Source organism: Bacillus sp. LB7 (assembly GCF_030449715.1).
GTDB lineage: Bacteria > Bacillota > Bacilli > Bacillales > Bacillaceae > Bacillus > Bacillus paralicheniformis.
On sequence record NZ_JASGCA010000015.1, the window covers coordinates 1 to 17,438 of the forward strand.

At 46.6% G+C, this 17,438-nt stretch carries 17 protein-coding genes; 3 read left to right on the forward strand and 14 right to left on the reverse strand.

Annotated elements, in window-relative coordinates; all coding sequences use genetic code 11:
* Positions 1 to 182: 182 nt before the first annotated feature.
* Together prmC and prfA are read right to left on the reverse strand one after the other, a co-directional pair.
* On the reverse strand, positions 183 to 1,049 hold the full coding sequence (prmC, locus tag QMZ64_RS17285; protein ID WP_265625413.1) for a peptide chain release factor N(5)-glutamine methyltransferase: 867 nt from the start codon (positions 1,047 to 1,049) through the stop codon (positions 183 to 185).
* Between the two features lie 2 nt (positions 1,050 to 1,051).
* Positions 1,052 to 2,122, reverse strand: a complete 1,071-nt coding sequence (prfA, locus tag QMZ64_RS17290; protein ID WP_165428313.1) for a peptide chain release factor 1 — start codon at positions 2,120 to 2,122, stop codon at positions 1,052 to 1,054.
* 135 nt (positions 2,123 to 2,257) lie between these two features.
* On the opposite strand from prfA, the gene gloA2 reads away from it, so the two are divergent.
* Together gloA2 and racA are read left to right on the forward strand one after the other, a co-directional pair.
* Complete coding sequence (gene gloA2, locus QMZ64_RS17295) at positions 2,258 to 2,641, forward strand: SMU1112c/YaeR family gloxylase I-like metalloprotein (protein ID WP_265625412.1); 384 nt, start codon at positions 2,258 to 2,260, stop codon at positions 2,639 to 2,641.
* Between the two features lie 135 nt (positions 2,642 to 2,776).
* The gene (racA, locus tag QMZ64_RS17300; RefSeq protein ID WP_265625411.1) at positions 2,777 to 3,337 is read left to right on the forward strand and encodes a chromosome-anchoring protein RacA; all 561 of its coding nucleotides are present in this window, start codon (positions 2,777 to 2,779) and stop codon (positions 3,335 to 3,337) included.
* Between the two features lie 51 nt (positions 3,338 to 3,388).
* Here the strand turns inward: racA and QMZ64_RS17305 are convergent, their stop codons facing one another.
* The 10 genes from QMZ64_RS17305 to QMZ64_RS17350 all read right to left on the reverse strand — a co-directional run bounded on the left by QMZ64_RS17305 (position 3,389) and on the right by QMZ64_RS17350 (position 14,166).
* Entirely contained in the window at positions 3,389 to 4,345 is a 957-nt protein-coding gene (locus QMZ64_RS17305; RefSeq protein ID WP_165428316.1) for an AEC family transporter, read from the reverse strand.
* A gap of 179 nt (positions 4,346 to 4,524) precedes the next feature.
* Positions 4,525 to 6,228: an oxaloacetate-decarboxylating malate dehydrogenase gene (gene malS / locus QMZ64_RS17310; protein ID WP_265625410.1), complete on the reverse strand. Its 1,704-nt coding sequence runs from the start codon at positions 6,226 to 6,228 to the stop codon at positions 4,525 to 4,527.
* Positions 6,229 to 6,564: 336 nt separating this feature from the next.
* Complete coding sequence (locus QMZ64_RS17315; RefSeq protein WP_243941721.1) at positions 6,565 to 7,149, reverse strand: thymidine kinase; 585 nt, start codon at positions 7,147 to 7,149, stop codon at positions 6,565 to 6,567.
* A gap of 78 nt (positions 7,150 to 7,227) precedes the next feature.
* Positions 7,228 to 7,428 carry a 50S ribosomal protein L31 gene (gene rpmE, locus QMZ64_RS17320; protein ID WP_003186051.1) on the reverse strand — a complete coding sequence of 67 codons (201 nt, stop codon included), beginning with the start codon at positions 7,426 to 7,428 and terminating at the stop codon, positions 7,228 to 7,230.
* A gap of 127 nt (positions 7,429 to 7,555) precedes the next feature.
* Positions 7,556 to 8,839, reverse strand: a complete 1,284-nt coding sequence (rho, locus tag QMZ64_RS17325) for a transcription termination factor Rho (RefSeq protein WP_003186053.1) — start codon at positions 8,837 to 8,839, stop codon at positions 7,556 to 7,558.
* Between the two features lie 455 nt (positions 8,840 to 9,294).
* Entirely contained in the window at positions 9,295 to 10,260 is a 966-nt protein-coding gene (gene glpX, locus QMZ64_RS17330) for a class II fructose-bisphosphatase (RefSeq protein ID WP_080131527.1), read from the reverse strand.
* A gap of 66 nt (positions 10,261 to 10,326) precedes the next feature.
* The gene (locus QMZ64_RS17335; RefSeq protein WP_023857064.1) at positions 10,327 to 11,616 is read right to left on the reverse strand and encodes a UDP-N-acetylglucosamine 1-carboxyvinyltransferase; all 1,290 of its coding nucleotides are present in this window, start codon (positions 11,614 to 11,616) and stop codon (positions 10,327 to 10,329) included.
* A gap of 247 nt (positions 11,617 to 11,863) precedes the next feature.
* Positions 11,864 to 12,499 carry a fructose-6-phosphate aldolase gene (gene fsa / locus QMZ64_RS17340; RefSeq protein WP_020453287.1) on the reverse strand — a complete coding sequence of 212 codons (636 nt, stop codon included), beginning with the start codon at positions 12,497 to 12,499 and terminating at the stop codon, positions 11,864 to 11,866.
* 229 nt (positions 12,500 to 12,728) lie between these two features.
* Positions 12,729 to 13,586, reverse strand: a complete 858-nt coding sequence (locus QMZ64_RS17345) for a class II fructose-bisphosphate aldolase (RefSeq protein ID WP_145646058.1) — start codon at positions 13,584 to 13,586, stop codon at positions 12,729 to 12,731.
* Positions 13,587 to 13,788: 202 nt separating this feature from the next.
* On the reverse strand, positions 13,789 to 14,166 hold the full coding sequence (locus QMZ64_RS17350; RefSeq protein ID WP_094777382.1) for a response regulator: 378 nt from the start codon (positions 14,164 to 14,166) through the stop codon (positions 13,789 to 13,791).
* Between the two features lie 173 nt (positions 14,167 to 14,339).
* Between QMZ64_RS17350 and QMZ64_RS17355 the strand changes: the two genes are divergently transcribed.
* Positions 14,340 to 14,870 (forward strand): DUF2529 domain-containing protein, encoded by a 531-nt coding sequence (locus QMZ64_RS17355; RefSeq protein ID WP_265625409.1) that lies wholly within the window; start codon positions 14,340 to 14,342, stop codon positions 14,868 to 14,870.
* Between the two features lie 137 nt (positions 14,871 to 15,007).
* On the opposite strand, the gene QMZ64_RS17360 is transcribed toward QMZ64_RS17355, so the two are convergent.
* Together QMZ64_RS17360 and rpoE are read right to left on the reverse strand one after the other, a co-directional pair.
* Positions 15,008 to 16,615 carry a CTP synthase gene (locus tag QMZ64_RS17360; RefSeq protein ID WP_020453291.1) on the reverse strand — a complete coding sequence of 536 codons (1,608 nt, stop codon included), beginning with the start codon at positions 16,613 to 16,615 and terminating at the stop codon, positions 15,008 to 15,010.
* Between the two features lie 256 nt (positions 16,616 to 16,871).
* A complete protein-coding gene (gene rpoE / locus QMZ64_RS17365) occupies positions 16,872 to 17,390 on the reverse strand; it encodes a DNA-directed RNA polymerase subunit delta (protein ID WP_265625408.1) in 519 nt (172 codons plus the stop codon).
* Positions 17,391 to 17,438 lie beyond the last annotated feature (48 nt).

A 17,438-nucleotide genomic window follows, 5' to 3' on the forward strand; every position in this document is an offset into this window, starting at 1 on the left:
CCGGGGGAGTTTTCTTAATACAACGCTGAAAGCTTTTTGGAACCCTAGGCCTAGCCTAGGGTTTTCTTTTTCACAAATGAAAAGGCATGACCCGGTACAATACCGGAATCATGCCAGTCAAACTGCTTCATGAGATTTTATTTGTCTAACTTTTTAGGGTCGCTTCATTTCCGGCGGTTTTTTTAATGATGTTGCTCAATGACCGCGCAGACGATGCGGTCTTTTCCATTAAGATCCTTCTTCACCCGTACGTCAGCATCAGGAAAGAACCGGTGAAACATGTCTTTGACGGCATTCCCCTGAGTCCAGCCGATTTCAAACACCACCAGTGCCTGATCTGCGATGACAAATGGAATTTCCTTCATGAAACGCTTATAAAACTGCAATCCGTCAGCACCGTCCGTCAAAGCCCCGGCGGGTTCATGAAGACGGACAACATCTGACAGCGTCTTCATGTCTTCCTCAGATATATAAGGTGGATTCGAAACGATGACATCAGCTTTCTTCTCTCGCGTGATAAGCGGTTCAAGCAAATCGCCGCCGATGAAATCCACTTTCGCCCCAAGCCGGTCAGCGTTGTGTCTTGCCGTACTTAAAGCTTGTTCCGAAATATCCGTCGCCGTGACGGAAAAACGCGGGCTCTCAAGCGCAAGAGTCACCGCAATCGCCCCGCTTCCTGTACCGATATCGACGGCTTTAAGACGATCTGGTCCGGGAAAAACTCTTTCCGCTTCGGAAAGAACAGCTTCAACGACTTCCTCTGTTTCAGGACGCGGAATCAGAACGTGTTCATTTACGGAAAATTCCCGTCCGTAAAAGGACTCTTTTCCGGTGATATATTGAACAGGCACTCCTTGATGATGAAGCTCGACAGATTTTTTAAACCTCGAAAAATCAGACTCTGATATGACATCATGGAAGCTTGCCAACAGTTTGCTGCGGTCGATGTTCAGCTGATCTGTCAGCAAAATTTCCGCGGCATTCCGGTCTCTTCCCGCTTCCGTCAAATAAGAAGAAGCCCACCTGAGGGCTTCGAAAATTGTTTTCATGTTTAGCTCTCCGCCTGCTGAAGCTTGCTTGCCTGGTCTTCGACGATCAGCGCGTCGATGACTTCGTCAAGCTTGCCTTCAAGGATCTGGTCGAGCTTTTGAATCGTCAAGCCGATCCGGTGATCGGTGACGCGGTTTTGCGGAAAGTTATACGTGCGGATGCGCTCAGAACGGTCCCCTGTTCCGACGGCGGATTTCCGGTTTTGATCATATTCAGCCTGAGCTTCCTGCTGAAATTTATCGTAAATTCGCGCGCGCAGAACTTTCATCGCTTTTTCTTTGTTTTTGATCTGAGATTTCTCATCCTGGCAAGACACGACAACACCTGTCGGAAGGTGGGTCAGACGGACGGCTGACATCGTCGTATTGACGCTTTGCCCTCCCGGACCGCTCGACGCGAAGGTGTCGACGCGAATGTCTTTTTCATGAATATCGACTTCTACCTCTTCAGCCTCAGGCAGGCAGGCTACCGTTGCCGTGGATGTATGGATGCGCCCGCCGGATTCGGTCTCTGGAACGCGCTGTACACGGTGTGCGCCGTTCTCATACTTCAGCCTTGAGTATGCGCCGTTCCCATTGATCATAAAAATGATTTCTTTATATCCGCCTGTACCTGTCGTATTCGCTTCCATCACTTCTGTTTTCCAGCCTTGGAGCTCTGCATAGCGGCTGTACATGCGGTAAAGGTTGCCGGCAAATAAAGCAGCCTCTTCTCCGCCCGCTGCGCCGCGGATTTCGATGATAACGTTTTTGTCATCGTTCGGATCTTTCGGGATCAGCAATACCTTCAGCTGGTCTGTGAGCGACTCGATTTCTTCCTGCAGTTCGGAAATTTCCTCTTTAACCATCTCACGCATGTCGGAGTCCAGCTTTTCTTCAAGCATCGCTTTGGCATCGCTGAGCTGTTCCGACGCGCTCCGATAACGTCTGTATACTTCAACTGTTTCCTGTAAATCAGATTGTTCTTTCGAATATTCTCTAAGCTTCTTCGGATCGTTGACAACTTCCGGATCGCTTAATAATTCATTTAATTTTTCGTACCGGTCCTCTATCGATTTTAAACGGTCTAACACGCTATTCACCTCTGTTTGCTGTGCGTAACATTCTAATTATAGTACAGGGACTCCTCCCCGTCAAAACAACTTCGCCGTTATCGGCAGCTGCCGCGTCTTTTTGCTATACTTTTAAGAAAAAAGGAGCTTAACTCAATGCTGGAATCGATTCATCACATCGCAATCATATGCTCGGATTATGAAGCATCCAAAACATTCTATGTCGACAAGCTCGGACTTGAGATTCTGAGCGAAACGTACAGAAAGGATCGGGATTCATATAAACTGGATCTCTCATTAAACGGCTGCTATGCCATCGAGCTGTTTTCTTTTCCAGATCCGCCCGAGCGCCTTACCAGACCGGAAGCTGCCGGACTCCGCCATTTGGCTTTCACAGTGGCCGATCTAGATCAGACCGTCAAGGAGCTCAAGCAAAAAGGCATCACTGCTGAACCGATCCGCACCGATCCCGGAACAGGCAAGCGCTATACGTTCTTCTCCGACCCGGACGGCCTGCCTTTAGAGCTTTACGAGGCATAGCGACGCCTTCGCCATCTGTGGAAAAACCGCTTTCTTTGCCGAATCCCTTCTTCTTTTGTCTAACAGGAAGGAAGCTTTTCATTCAGGTCGAATACCCTTTTTAATGAACAGTTACAGGTTAAAAGGAGGTATCATATGAATACTGCTGATGCGGCAAATGAACTCGGGGTATCAACCAAAACGGTGCAGCGCTGGGTCAAGCAGCTGCAACTGCCCGCTTCCCGAAATGAGCTTGGCCACTACTTTTTCACGAAAGACGATATCGCCATCTTAAAAGAAGTAAAAGAGCAGTTAAAAAACGGTACGCCTATGCAGGATGTCACGGTCAAACGCCCGAAAAAAACCTTCTTCATCAAGAAAAACGAAATGATTCAAACGGAAGAGCCTGCACTGCAACTGAATGAGCGGCTCGAAGAAAGGCTGCAGCGTTTTTTAGAACATGAACAGCTTGAACGCGAGCTGCTCCAAAAGAAAATCGCTGAGCTGGAAAGAAAGCTTGAACAAAAAGCGGACGATGTCGTCTCCTATCAGCTTCTGCAGCAAAGGCGCGAACTGGAAGAAGAACGGCAGCAGATCAAACATCTCGAACAGAAAATCAGCGAATTGGAAAACATGAACCGCCAGGAAAAAGATACAGCCGGCAGGAGAGAAGAAAAAAAACCGAAAAGCAAATTGAAATCGATTTTCTCTTTTTAAAGCGCAAAAAAGCTTGCAAGGCCATAAAACGGCTTCTTGCAAGCTTTTTCCTTATGCTGTAATGGCAATTAATATCGGCAGTGAAATAATCGACAGCACCGCACTGATCACAAACGCGGATGCCGTTTCTGCTTCCTGGCTTTCAAAGTTTGTAGCAATCATAGCCGCCACGGCAGAACCAGGGAATGCCACAAGCAGAACCGCTTTTGTCATGTCAGCGGAAGAAAGGCCGACGACCATCGCGATCACAAACATTAAAGCAGGCTGAGCAGCGACTTTTAATAAAGCGATGCTCAAAGCAGGCATGCTGAATTTGATTTTACGGATTCCGACAGTCACCCCGACTGCGAAAAGGGCGATACCTGAAGTCGTATTTCCGATCATATCAAGCATTTTCTGCGGCAATTCAGGAATTTGCAGACCGAATAATACAAGAATGATACTTGCAAGCGGTGCAAAAGCGAGCGGTTCAGACAAACCGTGTAAAATTGATTTTCCTGTTACCTTCCAAATGCTGTCTGTCGTTTCCGTTTGTTTTTTAGAAGAACGGCCGACAGTTCCGACGATGATCGCAAGAGGATCAAGCATCGCATTCACGACAATTCCCGTAATCGCGATCGGAATCGCAACTTCCTGCATACCGAACAGGCTGCCCAATACCGGAATTCCCATAAAAGCAAATGTCGGCTGAGCTGAGTTTAATGAGAACATTGAAGCATCTGTTAAATCGTATTTAAACAAAAATCGTAAAAGAAGCAAAATAATAACGTAAAATCCAACGATACCGATAACCAATGAAATCATCAGCGGAATCTGGCTGTAAAACTTATCTTTTGGCGTTGACAAAATGCTTGATACAAAGTGGGCCGGAAGCGCGTATTTCGTAACGAGCGTGCTTACCCCTTTTGCAGATTTAGCATCATAGCTTCCAAAGTGACCCGCGAACCATCCCAGCGCAATAACAAAAAATATTGGCGCAAGGAGGATTAAAATATTTAAAAAGTCCAAGACTGTTTCCTCCTCTATGTTGTCCCTTTCAGGGGACGAATTAACGGCGGCTGATAAATGCGGGAAGCCCTGTTACCAGCCGCCGATCCCGTTTTTTCATCTTTGATTGGTGCAGCCCGGTGACAAAACATCCGGACCCGGGCTGCCGTTTCTTTTTATCGTTTCCTCAGTAATGAATATTAGTCGCGCTTTGCAACAATTGTTTGGTATTCCGGACGCCACATGGCTTCGCGAACGGCCTTTTCGACATCTTCAGGCTGAACTTGGGCCACGCCGTCTTTAATGGCAGCTTTCACAACATCAATTGCCACTTGAACAGATACGTCTTGCAGGTCGTCAATTTTCGGCAGAAGGCCTGCACCCGGTTTTTCATGGTCAACCATGTTCGCGACCGCGTTTGCAGATGCGGCAAACATGCCGTTTGTGATGACTTTCGCTTTCGAAACGATTGTTCCCAGGCCTAATCCAGGGAAGACGAAAGCATTATTGGATTGTCCGATTTCGTGTTTCACGCCATTGTACTCAACAGCTTCAAACGGGCTTCCCGTCGCCACAAGCACTTTTCCGTCCGTCCATTTGAACAAGTCTTCAGGAACAGCTTCAGCCAGATGTGTCGGATTGGACATCGGCAGAATCACCGGACGCTCAGTATGAGCCGCCATCTCTTTGATAATTTCTTCAGTGAAGGCACCGGCGACACCTGATGTACCAATCAGAATGGTAGGCTTCACTTGACGGATGACTTCCTCAAAGGAAATCTCTCCCTTTTCATTGCGTTTCCATTCTTTCACTTCTTCCGTATCACGCAAATACGGTTCTTGGAAATCCAAAATTTGATCCATGCCTGTCGTTAATAATCCTCTGTAGTCGACTGTCCAGAATGCGCGGCTGGCTTCTTCTTCTGAAAGCCCTTCAAGCACCATGGTGTCGCGAATTTGGTCAGCAATTCCGATACCCGCAGAACCAGGTCCGAAGATGACGACGCGGTGGTCTTTCAAAGACGTGCCAGTCTTTTGGACAGCTGCTAAAATGGCTGCCAGCGTGATAGCCCCTGTTCCTTGGATATCATCATTAAATGTTGAAATTTTATGGTTATATTTACTCATAATGTTGCGGGCATTTTTATTTCCGAAATCTTCCCAGTGAAGAAGCGCATCAGGGAAAAACTTCAATGCTGTTTCAACATAAGCATCGATAAATTGTTCGTAACGCTCGCCTTCTACACGCGGATGACGGTTTCCGATGTAAAGCGGATCGTTTAGCAGTTTTTCGTTATTCGTTCCGACATCCAGTACGACCGGGATGACGCGGCTCGGATCGATTCCCGCTGCCGCCGTATATACTGCAAGCTTACCAATTGCAATGTTGATACCTCCGACGCCCCAGTCGCCGATACCCAAGATGCTTTCGGAATCGGTCGCAACGATCAAATCGATGTCATCAGCAGATGCCTGCAGGTTTTTAAATGCCGTCTCGATTCCGTCTATATCATCGATTGACAAGTAAACACCGTGCGGTCTGCGGTATTCGTGGCTGTATTCCTGAATCGCTTCCCCGACAGTTGGCGTATAGACAACCGGAAGCATTTCACGCAGATGGTTTTGCAATAATTTATAGAAAAGCACTTCGTTTCTGTTTTGCAGATCGTTCAAATATACATTTTGACGAAGTCTGTCAGGTTGACGGGAAAATTGTTCATAAGCCCGGTCCGCCTGCTGATCAAGGCTGAGAACAGTCGGCGGCAGAAGCCCTTCAAGACCAAGGTTTTTTCTTTCTTCAAGCGAAAATGCAACACCTTTATTAAGCGTCGGAATGGAAAGAACGTCTTTTCCCCGCAAAGAAGTCTCCAAATATCCTTCCTTCGTTCTTCTCATGTTGTTCACACTAATTACCTTCTTTCTTAAAATGTTAATGAAGTGAAATAAATACGGTAAACAATATAGAACATTTGCCTTTTTACACATGTAGATTGTCAAATATGTAACGCGCGTTTTTGACAAAAAACTGAACATTTCCTAAAACCTATTTACTTTTTACTGACTACAGTAAGTCATTTTATGCCTGACTTTGTCAAAATTCAAGCGATGAAAATTAGTTAATTTTTTCGTATTCTTAATTAAGTTTTTTAATTACATTAATTACCATAAAAAGGATTCAATAAAAAAAACACTTGTTTTTACCAAGTGTTTTTGCGTGAAAATCTATATGTTTTTCCGATTTCATTTTGGCTTTCCAGGCACTTCATGATGGTGGCGGCAGCGTGCTTCATATGCTTCGGAAGCCCCCACCAAAATGACCGGATCGTCATAAGAAGCAGGTTTTCCATTGATCAGCCTCTGCGTACGGCTGGCCGGAGATCCGCAGACAGAGCACACCGCTTGCAGCTTCGTCACCGTTTCCGCTAAAGCCATAAGATCAGGCACGACACCGAAAGGCTCGCCCCGGAAGTCCAAATCAAGACCTGCTGCAATCACACGGTAGCCCTGATCAGCCAGAGAAGTTAACGTGCCGACAATCGTTTCGTCAAAAAACTGGACTTCATCGACGCCGATGACATCCGTTTCTTTGCTTATGTATTGAAAAATGTCTTCCGGAGATGCGATGGCATGGCAAACAATGGATGTCCCATTATGCGAAACAACCGATTCGCTGCTGTAGCGATTATCAATGGCCGGTTTAAACACTTTGACTTCCTGTCTCGCAAACGTTGCCCTTTTGATCCGGCGGATCAGCTCCTCTGACTTGCCCGAAAACATGCTTCCGCATATGAGCTCAAGCCATCCGCTTTGCTTCATGATGTACATCCGACTAACTCCTCTCCAGCAATAATTGCAAGTAAAAAAACAGGCAAGAAAAATCCTGCCTGTTTATCATATCTATTATTACTTAAGACCGTATTTTTTGTTAAAGCGATCAACACGACCATCAGCAGAAGCGAATTTTTGGCGGCCAGTGTAGAACGGATGGCATTCAGAACAAATCTCAACGCGTACCTCTTCTTTTACTGAACCTGTTTCAAATTCGTTTCCACAAGCGCATTTGACTGTTGCTTTTTTGAACTCAGGATGAATTCCTGCTTTCATGTCTGTCATCTCCTTCCGCCCTGAATCCAATTCGGAAACAGAGTTATTATTCCGGGACAAAACCTCCGGAACGCATATGATAGAATTATAACAGCGATTCGGACGTTTTGCAAACTAAAGTTTTAAATCAGCGCCTTGCCGCTGACATATTCGCTTGCTTCCATTCCTGGATCAGAATATCGAAAAACTCCTGATTCGTTTTCGTCTTTTTCATTTTTCTCATGAATTTTTCGACGAAATCAGGCGTGTCAGACATCGTTTTCCGGATGGACCACAGACGGTCAAGGTGCTCTTTCGGAACGAGAAGCTCTTCTTTACGCGTACCCGAACGGCGAATATCAATGGCAGGAAAGATTCTTCTTTCCGCAAGAGAACGGTCAAGATGAAGCTCCATGTTCCCTGTCCCTTTAAATTCTTCATAGATGACGTCATCCATCCGCGAGCCCGTGTCGACAAGAGCGGTCGCCAAGATCGTTAAACTGCCGCCCTCTTCGATGTTGCGGGCTGCTCCAAAGAAACGCTTTGGACGGTGGAAAGCGCCGGGATCGATTCCCCCTGACAACGTTCGGCCGCTCGGCGGAATGACTAGGTTATAAGCGCGGGCAAGCCTTGTAATGCTGTCCATTAAAATGATAACGTCCTTTTTATGCTCAACAAGCCTCATCGCACGTTCCAATACAAGCTCGGCCACCTTGATGTGGTTTTCAGGAACTTCGTCAAACGTTGAGCTGACAACATCTCCTGCAACCGAACGTTCGATGTCGGTCACTTCCTCAGGTCTTTCATCGATAAGAAGCACGATCAGCTCCGCTTCCGGATGATTGGTTGTGATGCTGTTCGCGATCTCTTTCAAGAGCATGGTTTTACCTGCTTTAGGCGGAGCGACGATCAGACCGCGCTGCCCGAAGCCGACCGGCGCCATCATGTCCATGATCCGTGTTGACAGGTGATTCGGTTTCGTTTCAAGCACCATCTGGCGGTCTGGATAAAGCGGCGTTAACGCTGGAAAGTGGACGCGTTCTTTTGCCGATTCAGGATCGTCTCCGTTAACCGCTTCAACATGCAGAAGGCCGTAATACCGTTCGTTTTCTTTTGGAGGACGGACCTTTCCGGACACTTTGTCACCGTTTCTCAAATCAAAACGACGGATTTGCGAAGCGGAAATATAGATATCCTCTGAACTAGGGGAATAATTGATCGGTCTGAGAAAGCCGAACCCTTCGGACTGGATGATTTCCAATACGCCTTCCATGAACAGCAGATCTTCCTGTTCGGCGTTTGCTTTCAGAATGGCAAAAATCAGTTCCTTTTTTGTCAGTTTGCTGTAATAAGAGACTTTATAATGCCTTGCAAGCTCATACAGCTCTTTTAATTTCATATTTTCCAAAGATGAAATGGATACATCTTTCACTAAGAACACCACTCTTTTCTAATCGAATAATTTACTTTGTTTCATCAATTTCACGTAAGACGCTTATTTATACTGCCGATTCGTTTACCGGCAACGCTTCTACCCATATATATCGACGTATTGAAAAGGATTATAAGTATGAGTCGAGAAAGAAGCGAGGACTTAACAAGAGAAGATAATCGCATATCTGATAGATGCGGCAGGATTTTGGCTCTCTAAGAACCAACATGTGCAGAAAATTTCGCAGCACTCTTTAGTTTTACCTCATTTGTCGTACATATTCAACTTCATTTACGATTTGACATGAAATTGATAGAGATGACCCTGTTTTGAAAATGCTTTGACATGAAGAAGAAAAGCCGTTAGCTATTGTATCAGAGTATGAACCTTGATTCAATTCGTGAAGTGAAATACAAGGGAAAAGCGGGTCGTCTATATCCCCGCTTTTCTCTTCCTTATGGCCGGATGACCAGGTTAGGTTTTTTCTTGAGACTGTGTCTTCCGTCCACAAACCGCACCGTACCGGATTTCGCTCTCATGACTATACTGTGGGTCGTTCCAACAGATCCTTTGAATTGCACGCCTTTCAAAAGCTCTCCGTCTGTGACACCGGTTGCGGCGAAAATCGCGTCGTCTCCTTTGACGAGGTCTTCCATGCGGAGCACTTTGCCCGTATCAAGCCCCATCTTTTCACAGCGTCTCAGTTCTTCTTCGTTTTGAGGAAGAAGCTTTCCGTGAATTTCTCCTCCGAGAGCTTTGAGTGCGACAGCAGACAGGACGCCTTCCGGAGCGCCTCCTGAGCCGAATAAAATATCGACGCCTGTATGATCAAAAGCGGTGTTAATGGCACCGGCCACGTCCCCGTCATTGATCAGCTTGATTCGGGCGCCCGCTTCGCGAAGCTCATGGATGATTTTCTCGTGCCGCGGACGGTTCAAAATCGTGGCTACGACATCTTCTACATCTTTATTTTTTGCTTTTGCCACAGCTTTCAAGTTATCAATCACAGGCGCTTCAATATCGATGCAGCCGACAGCTTCAGGACCTACAGCGATTTTATCCATATACATGTCAGGCGCATTCAGCAGGTTTCCGTGATCAGCCACAGCAATGACTGCGAGCGCGTTCCATCCGCCGCTTGCGACGATGTTCGTCCCTTCGAGAGGATCTACTGCTACGTCTACGCGAGGGCCGTAGCCGTTGCCGAGCTTTTCTCCAATATAAAGCATCGGCGCTTCGTCCATTTCCCCTTCCCCGATTACGACCGTTCCCTTCATAGGAATGGTGTCAAACACATCCCTCATGGCGCTTGTCGCGGCGTCGTCGGCCTCGTCCTTTTTACCTCTACCCATCCAGCGCGCTGACTTAAGCGCAGCCGCTTCTGTCACACGCACCAGCTCCATCGATAAGCTTCTTTCCATCCCTATCTAATCTCCTCTCCCCCATATGAAATCGTTTTATGTTTGATCTATCACAGCATTTGTCCATCAGGAATTTTGCAGCTGTTCAATTTCCTGGTCTGTCAATTTTTCGCGCCAGACAGTGGCCCCGAGCTTTGCCAGCTTTTCTTCAAGCTGGCTGTAGCCTCTGTCAAGGTGCTCCAAACCGGTGATTTCAGTGACTCCTTCCGCCATTAGACCCGCTACAACGAGACACGCTCCCGCCCGCAGATCGCTCGCTTTCACCTTGGCGCCCTGCAGCGGAACGGGACCGGTAATAATCGCCGATCTGCCTTCGACCTTCATCGACGCGCCCATGCGCCTCAGCTCGTCAATATGTTTGAAGCGGGCGGAATAAATGGTGTCAGTGACGACGCTCGTCCCGTTTGCCTTCGTTAAGAGCGATGTCATCGGCTGCTGCAGATCGGTCGGAAAACCGGGGTATACGAGCGTTTTCAAATCGACCGGTTTCAGCTCTTTCTGCCCGCCGACCATTAAAATCTGCTCGCTGCTTTCTTCGATTCGAACCCCCATTTCGCGGAGCTTGGCGATTAACGATTCCAAATGCGTCGGAATCACATTATCAATCAGCACTTCTTGTCCCATGGAAGCGGCTGCGATCATGAAAGTGCCGGCTTCGATCCGGTCCGGAATAATCGAGTGTCTGCACCCGTGAAGCGACTCAACGCCTTCGATGCGGATGACATCCGTACCGGCACCTTTTATTTTTGCTCCCATGCTCGTTAAAAGGGTGGCAACATCGATAATCTCAGGTTCTTTCGCAGCGTTTTCAATTACGGTTCTGCCTTTGGCAAGCACGGCGGCAAGCATGATGTTGATCGTTGCTCCAACACTGACGACATCAAGATAAATGCGCGCGCCTTTTAATTCCTCTGCACGCAGATAGATCGCACCCTGTTCGTTCGTCACTTCGGCTCCGAGCGCCTCAAAACCTTTGATATGCTGATCAATCGGTCTCGGACCGAGGTGGCAGCCGCCTGGAAGGCCGATGACCGCTTTCTTAAAGCGTCCGAGCATCGCGCCCATTAAGTAATAAGAAGCCCGAAGCTGTTTCACTTTTCCATTCGGCAAAGGCATGCTGATCATCGGCGCAGGATCAACGACCATTTCTCCCTTTTCAAAGTGAACGTTTCCGCCGATCTCTCTCAGCAGATCGCGCAGCGTCAAAATGTCTGAAATATGGGGAAGGCCTTCAAGCGTAACCGTCGAATCAGCCAAAATCGTCGCGGGTATGAGAGCGACAGCGCTGTTTTTCGCTCCGCTTATATGTACTGTGCCATTGAGAGGATCGCCGCCGGCTATATTTAACTTTTCCATGATCGTCTCCTTCCTTAAAGAAGATAGCTAATGGAGCGCTTCATAATGAGATTTCCAAAATAAATGGTTCATTTCAAAATCTATCCAATTAGAAGAGAAAGAATACAACACATTTTAAATTTATCGGGAAGAAAAGTAGCGAAGCAGACTGCGGCAAGGTTCTCTTCTGAAAACATTCATTTCTCTTTGTAAGACAAAATGGTGACAAACGGAGGGAGCCCCTCCACTTGCCACCCACATGAAGCAATTATTTATTCCAGTCAGCTAAAAACTGTTCAATCCCTTTATCAGTAAGCGGGTGCTTTGTAAGCTGATGAATGACTTTGAGAGGCATCGTGCCGATATGCGCTCCCCTTAGCGCGGCTTCAGTCACATGCTGCGCATGGCGGATGGACGCGGCGATGATTTGCGTGTCCAAACCGTGCACATCGAAAATTTGTTTAATTTCACTGATCAAATCGAGGCCGTTGTGGCCGATATCGTCAAGGCGTCCCAGGAACGGGGAAACATACGTAGCTCCTGCTCTTGCGGCAAGAAGCGCCTGGTTTGCGCTGAAGATCAGCGTGACGTTCGTTTTAATCCCGAGATCGGTTAATGCTTTAACAGCTTTCAGGCCGTCAGACGTCATCGGAATTTTCACCGTAATATTCGGCGCGATTTTCGCAAGCTCTTTTCCTTCTTCAATCATCTCTTCAGCCTTCAGAGAAATAACCTCAGCGCTGACTGACCCAGAAACCACTTCGGTAATTTCACGCAGACGGTCATGAAACGAAATGTTTTCTTTTGCTACTAAACTAGGATTTGTCGTAACTCCCGCAAGCACGCCGAGAGCGTGCGCCTCTTTAATTTCGTCTAAATTTGCAGTATCAATAAAAAACAGCATATTGATAAAACCTCCTGTCATGAAAATGTCTGAACTGTGGAACTTGTTTGCGCTTTCCGGATGATATGGATAAAACCGCCTGTCGCTATCAGGCGGCTTTTTTGACTGAACGGGAAGCAAAAGAGCCTCATGCCGTCAAAGGCATGTGTTAACAGCACTTCCCTAAAACATCAGAAAAACATCCTGTTTCCCCGGCTTTGCGGGAAAACAGATGCTTTTCCAATCGTCATTATGCTTTGTTTGAAGAACCAAATTCACGCATTTTGCCGATCACTGTTTCTTTGATAGCTTCGCGTGCAGGTCCGAGGTATTTGCGCGGATCATACTCTTCAGGCTTCGCAGCAAGCGTTTCGCGAACAGCTTTCGCAGAAGCGATTTGATTTTCAGTGTTGACGTTGATTTTTGCCGTACCTAAAGAAATAGATTTCTTAATGTCGGCAGTCGGAATGCCTGTACCGCCATGAAGTACGAGCGGAAGACCAGTCGCGTTTCCGATTTCTTCCATTTCTTCGAATCCAAGGTTTGGTTCGCCTTTGTAAGGGCCGTGAACAGAACCTAATGCAGGTGCAAGGCAGTCGATTCCTGTGCGCTCAACAAGTTCTTGGCACTCTTTAGGATCCGCGTAGATGACGCCTTCTGCAATGACGTCGTCTTCCTGTCCGCCTACAGTTCCAAGCTCAGCTTCAACTGATACGCCGTGGAAATGAGCGAGCTCAACAACTTTTGAAGTCGTCGCAACGTTCTCCTCGAAAGGATGGTGGGAAGCGTCGATCATAACGGAAGTGAATCCCGCATGAATCGCTTTTGCACAAGATTCAAAGCTTGAGCCGTGGTCTAAATGAATCGCAACAGGTACTGTTACGTTGTATTCTTCCATCAGCGCTTTAACCATTGCCACAACGGTTTTAAATCCGCCCATATAGCGTCCTGCACCTTCTGATACACCGAGGATAACAGGAGATTTCTCTTCTTCAGCGGCTTGTAAAATCGCTTGAGTGAACTCAAGGTTATTTAAGTTAAATTGTCCGACAGCATATCCGTTTTCTTTTGCTTTATTCAACATTTCCGTCATTGATACTAAAGGCATGTCGAAAGTCCTCCTTATGTAGCCTGATTTGCTTTTGCGAAAAAAGCCTCCACACCTACCTAGCATGACCAGAAAAAACCGCCATATGTAAAATGTTTTGGTTTTTTAAATACGTTAGATAGCTTTTCTCTACTTATATAGAATAACAATTAATCAACAAAACGGCAACATTGTGACTGTGACAACATCAAAAACTTTTCCGCTATCCGTTGGATTTTATGGGCAGATAGGTTTTAACGGCATCGCGAATTTCGTCGATGTCAAAAGGCTTCGCAAAGTGCGTCAGGGCTCCAAGCTCTTTCGATTCCTGGATCATGTCGAGCTCTCCGTAGGCCGTCATAATGATGACGCGGATCCCCTCGTCAATGACCTTCATCCTTTTCAAAATTTCAATTCCGTCCATGCCGGGGATTTTCATATCGAGCAAAACGAGGTCGGGGCGCTGGTTTTTCACAATGTCAAGCGCTTGAATCCCGTTCGCAGCCTGGAAGGTTTTGTATCCTTCTTTATTGAAAACTTCATTCAGCAGAACCCGAATCCCGTACTGGTCGTCTACGATTAAAATCTTCTCATTCATGATTTACACCTCTATATTTATAATTTTCGCCAAAATTAAGCAGTAGTTTATCTATTCTGTTTTGTTTTTCTCTTTTCCTTTAATTAAAATATTTAAGTTTGCGACATATTTAGAGGATTTTTCCCATTATTCTCTTTTGTTATATAATGAAAGTCAGTAAAAAAGGAGGAGTCAGCTTGCTTAAAATTTTCACCACTCAATTGACGGGAATCTTCAACCGGATTCAAGAGGGCGAGGCCCAATCGATAGAGGACGGCGCCCGCTTGTTGGCCCAGGCGGTCATCAGTGATCATTCGGTTTATGTATACGGAAAAAATGAATTGGAAGGCATTTCGAAAGAAGCGATGTACAGTTCTGAACCGTTCCCCTCAGTCAAAGCGCTGCCGAAGGACGAAGAACACTGGCCCGATTTTGAAATGACGGACAAAGTGCTGATGTTCTGCGCCGGTTCAGCGGATGACGAAGAGCTGAAAATGGCGGAAAAACTGTATGAAAAAGGAATCGGACTTGTTGTCGTCTCCCCTTCGGGAAAAGACGGCGCCCCGATCGCATCATTCGCCGATGTCCATATCGATTCAAAACTGAAAATGCCGCTTCTTCCTGATGAAGACGGAACAAGGTTCGGATTTCCGTCCCTGATGGTCAGCCTCTACATTTATCATGCCCTATCCTTTACATTAAAGGAAATTCTTCAGGAATACCAATAAAACAGGGTTGCCTAAAGGAAATTAATGACGGTGAGGCCGGCCTTAATGAATATAGTACCAGTTCAGGCCGCCATGATCACCAGAAAAATCCAAAAAAAGGCCTGCCGGCGTGATTTGCCGGCAGGCCTTTTTCTTTTTTACAGCTTTTCCGAAGTCTTCAGCGAAGCATGTACGAAGTCTCTGAACAGAGCCTGAGGTCTTGTCGGTCTTGACGTGAATTCAGGGTGGAACTGAGACGCGACAAACCATGGATGGTCTTTAAGCTCGATAATTTCCACGAGGCGGCCGTCAGGGCTTGTCCCGGAAAATACGAATCCGGCTTCTTCCATCTGCTGTCTGAACTCATTGTTGAATTCGTAGCGGTGGCGATGGCGTTCATAGACCACTTCATTTTCATACGCCTGATACGCTTTCGACCCTTCTTGAAGCTTGCACGGATAAAGTCCGAGGCGCAGTGTTCCGCCGAGGTCTTCAATATCCTTTTGTTCAGGGAGAAGGTCGATAATCGGATACGGTGTGGAAGGATCGATTTCGGCTGAGTGCGCCCCTTCAAGACCGAGCACGTTTCTCGCGTATTCAATCGATGCCACCTGCATTCCAAGGCAAATGCCGAAGAACGGAATCTTTTGTTCGCGGGCATATTTGACTGTCGTGATTTTCCCTTCAACACCGCGGTCTCCAAATCCGCCCGGCACAAGAATACCATCCGCATTCTGAACAAGATCGGCAACGTTGTCTTCCGTCACTTCTTCCGCATTGATCCATTTAACCTGAATGTCTGCGTCAAACGCATAACCTGCATGGCGAAGCGATTCCACAACTGAAATGTAAGCATCAGGGAGCTCGACGTATTTACCGACCAAAGCGATGGTCACCGTTTTGGACAGACTTTTCACCTTTTTAACAAGTTCTTTCCATTCTTCCATATCGGCTTCTCTGCAATCCAGCTTCAAGTGGCTGCAGACCAGGCTGTCCAGCCCTTGTTTTTGCAGGTCGAGAGGAATGGAGTAGAGCGTATCCGCATCGCCGGCCTCGATGACGGCTTTAGGATCGATGTCGCAGAACAGCGCGATTTTATCTTTCATGTCCTGAGAAATCGGCATTTCCGTTCTCACGACGATGACATTTGGCTGGATGCCGAGGCTGCGCAGTTCTTTTACGCTGTGCTGAGTCGGCTTTGTTTTCATTTCTCCCGCCGCTTTAAGATATGGAACGAGCGTACAGTGAATGTACATCACATTGTCGCGGCCGACATCGCTCTTGATCTGGCGGATCGCTTCAAGAAACGGCAGCGATTCGATATCACCGACGGTTCCGCCGATTTCGGTGATCACGACATCAGCGCCCGTTTCTTTTCCGGCGCGGAATACGCGGTCTTTAATTTCATTTGTGATATGAGGTATAACCTGTACGGTACCGCCTAAATAATCGCCTCTGCGCTCTTTTTTCAGTACCGTGGAATAGATTTTTCCTGTTGTCACGTTGCTGTATTTATTTAAATTGATGTCGATGAAGCGCTCATAGTGGCCGAGGTCAAGATCCGTTTCCGCACCGTCGTCGGTTACGAACACTTCACCGTGCTGATATGGGCTCATCGTCCCCGGGTCTACGTTGATATACGGGTCAAATTTTTGAATGGTGACATTCAAACCTCTGTTCTTCAGCAGGCGTCCGAGCGAAGACGCCGTAATTCCTTTTCCAAGCGAGGATACAACTCCTCCGGTTACAAAGATATATTTTGTCATTTCTGTACCCCTCTCTTCGATTAACGCTTATTCCTTAAAATGCTCTTTTTATGAAAAATCATTTAGATCTTTTCTAAATGATTTAAATGATAAGGAGGCGGAAAAACAAGAAAGCTCCCTTTCAATTTCTTGAAAGGGAGCTGATAGTCCGTATCACTCGAATCTCTTCGTTTTGAAGAGCCCAAAATACATACTACATAGTTCGCCTGCGAAAGTCAAGATCGATTTAAACATGAATTCCGTTCAGACGGCAAAATTACTCTTCGTCTTCCTCTTCTTCAAAATCTTCATCATCATCATCCAGGATCTCGTCTTCAAGGTCATCCAGCTCATCATCGTCAGCTTCATCGATTTCTTCGAATTCATCGGCGTCAATGTCCAAATCTTCTTCGACATCGTCAAGAAGAATATCATCCTCGTCGATTTCTTCGAATTCGTCAAGATCAAGATCTTCTTCAACCACTTTTTTCGCTTTTTTCTTTTTCGCTTTTACAGTCGGCTGTGTTTCTTCATCAAGCTGATCATACGGATACCAGCTGCGCAGGCCCCACGTTTGGTCTGACAGCGCCAAAAAGCGTCCGTCGATATTTAAATCTGTGTAGAACTGGGCGATGCGGTCTTCCAGCTCTTCTTTCCCCATTCCAAGCAAGGAAGCCACTTGATCTGTTAGCTCCTGGAATGTAATCGGTTTTTTGTGTTCCGAGAAAATTTCGTATGCGATTTCAACTAAAGCCATTTCCTTTAGCTGTTCCTCTGAGTATTGTTTCAAACTCATCGCCAGACACTCCCTTTCTATCTTCATGTATGTATCTACTATCTCTGT

What these genes read in the sequence shown, in the direction of transcription:
- prmC (WP_265625413.1), bottom strand. Translation starts at nt 1,049, where the DNA reads ATGAAAACAATTTTCGAAGCCCTCAGGTGGGCTTCTTCTTATTTGACG.
- gloA2 (WP_265625412.1), top strand. Translation starts at nt 2,258, where the DNA reads ATGCTGGAATCGATTCATCACATCGCAATCATATGCTCGGATTATGAA.
- racA (WP_265625411.1), top strand. Translation starts at nt 2,777, where the DNA reads ATGAATACTGCTGATGCGGCAAATGAACTCGGGGTATCAACCAAAACG.
- QMZ64_RS17315 (WP_243941721.1), bottom strand. Translation starts at nt 7,149, where the DNA reads ATGTACATCATGAAGCAAAGCGGATGGCTTGAGCTCATATGCGGAAGC.
- rpmE (WP_003186051.1), bottom strand. Translation starts at nt 7,428, where the DNA reads ATGAAAGCAGGAATTCATCCTGAGTTCAAAAAAGCAACAGTCAAATGC.
- glpX (WP_080131527.1), bottom strand. Translation starts at nt 10,260, where the DNA reads ATGGAAAGAAGCTTATCGATGGAGCTGGTGCGTGTGACAGAAGCGGCT.
- QMZ64_RS17335 (WP_023857064.1), bottom strand. Translation starts at nt 11,616, where the DNA reads ATGGAAAAGTTAAATATAGCCGGCGGCGATCCTCTCAATGGCACAGTA.
- fsa (WP_020453287.1), bottom strand. Translation starts at nt 12,499, where the DNA reads ATGCTGTTTTTTATTGATACTGCAAATTTAGACGAAATTAAAGAGGCG.
- QMZ64_RS17345 (WP_145646058.1), bottom strand. Translation starts at nt 13,586, where the DNA reads ATGCCTTTAGTATCAATGACGGAAATGTTGAATAAAGCAAAAGAAAAC.
- QMZ64_RS17360 (WP_020453291.1), bottom strand. Translation starts at nt 16,615, where the DNA reads ATGACAAAATATATCTTTGTAACCGGAGGAGTTGTATCCTCGCTTGGA.
- rpoE (WP_265625408.1), bottom strand. Translation starts at nt 17,390, where the DNA reads ATGAGTTTGAAACAATACTCAGAGGAACAGCTAAAGGAAATGGCTTTA.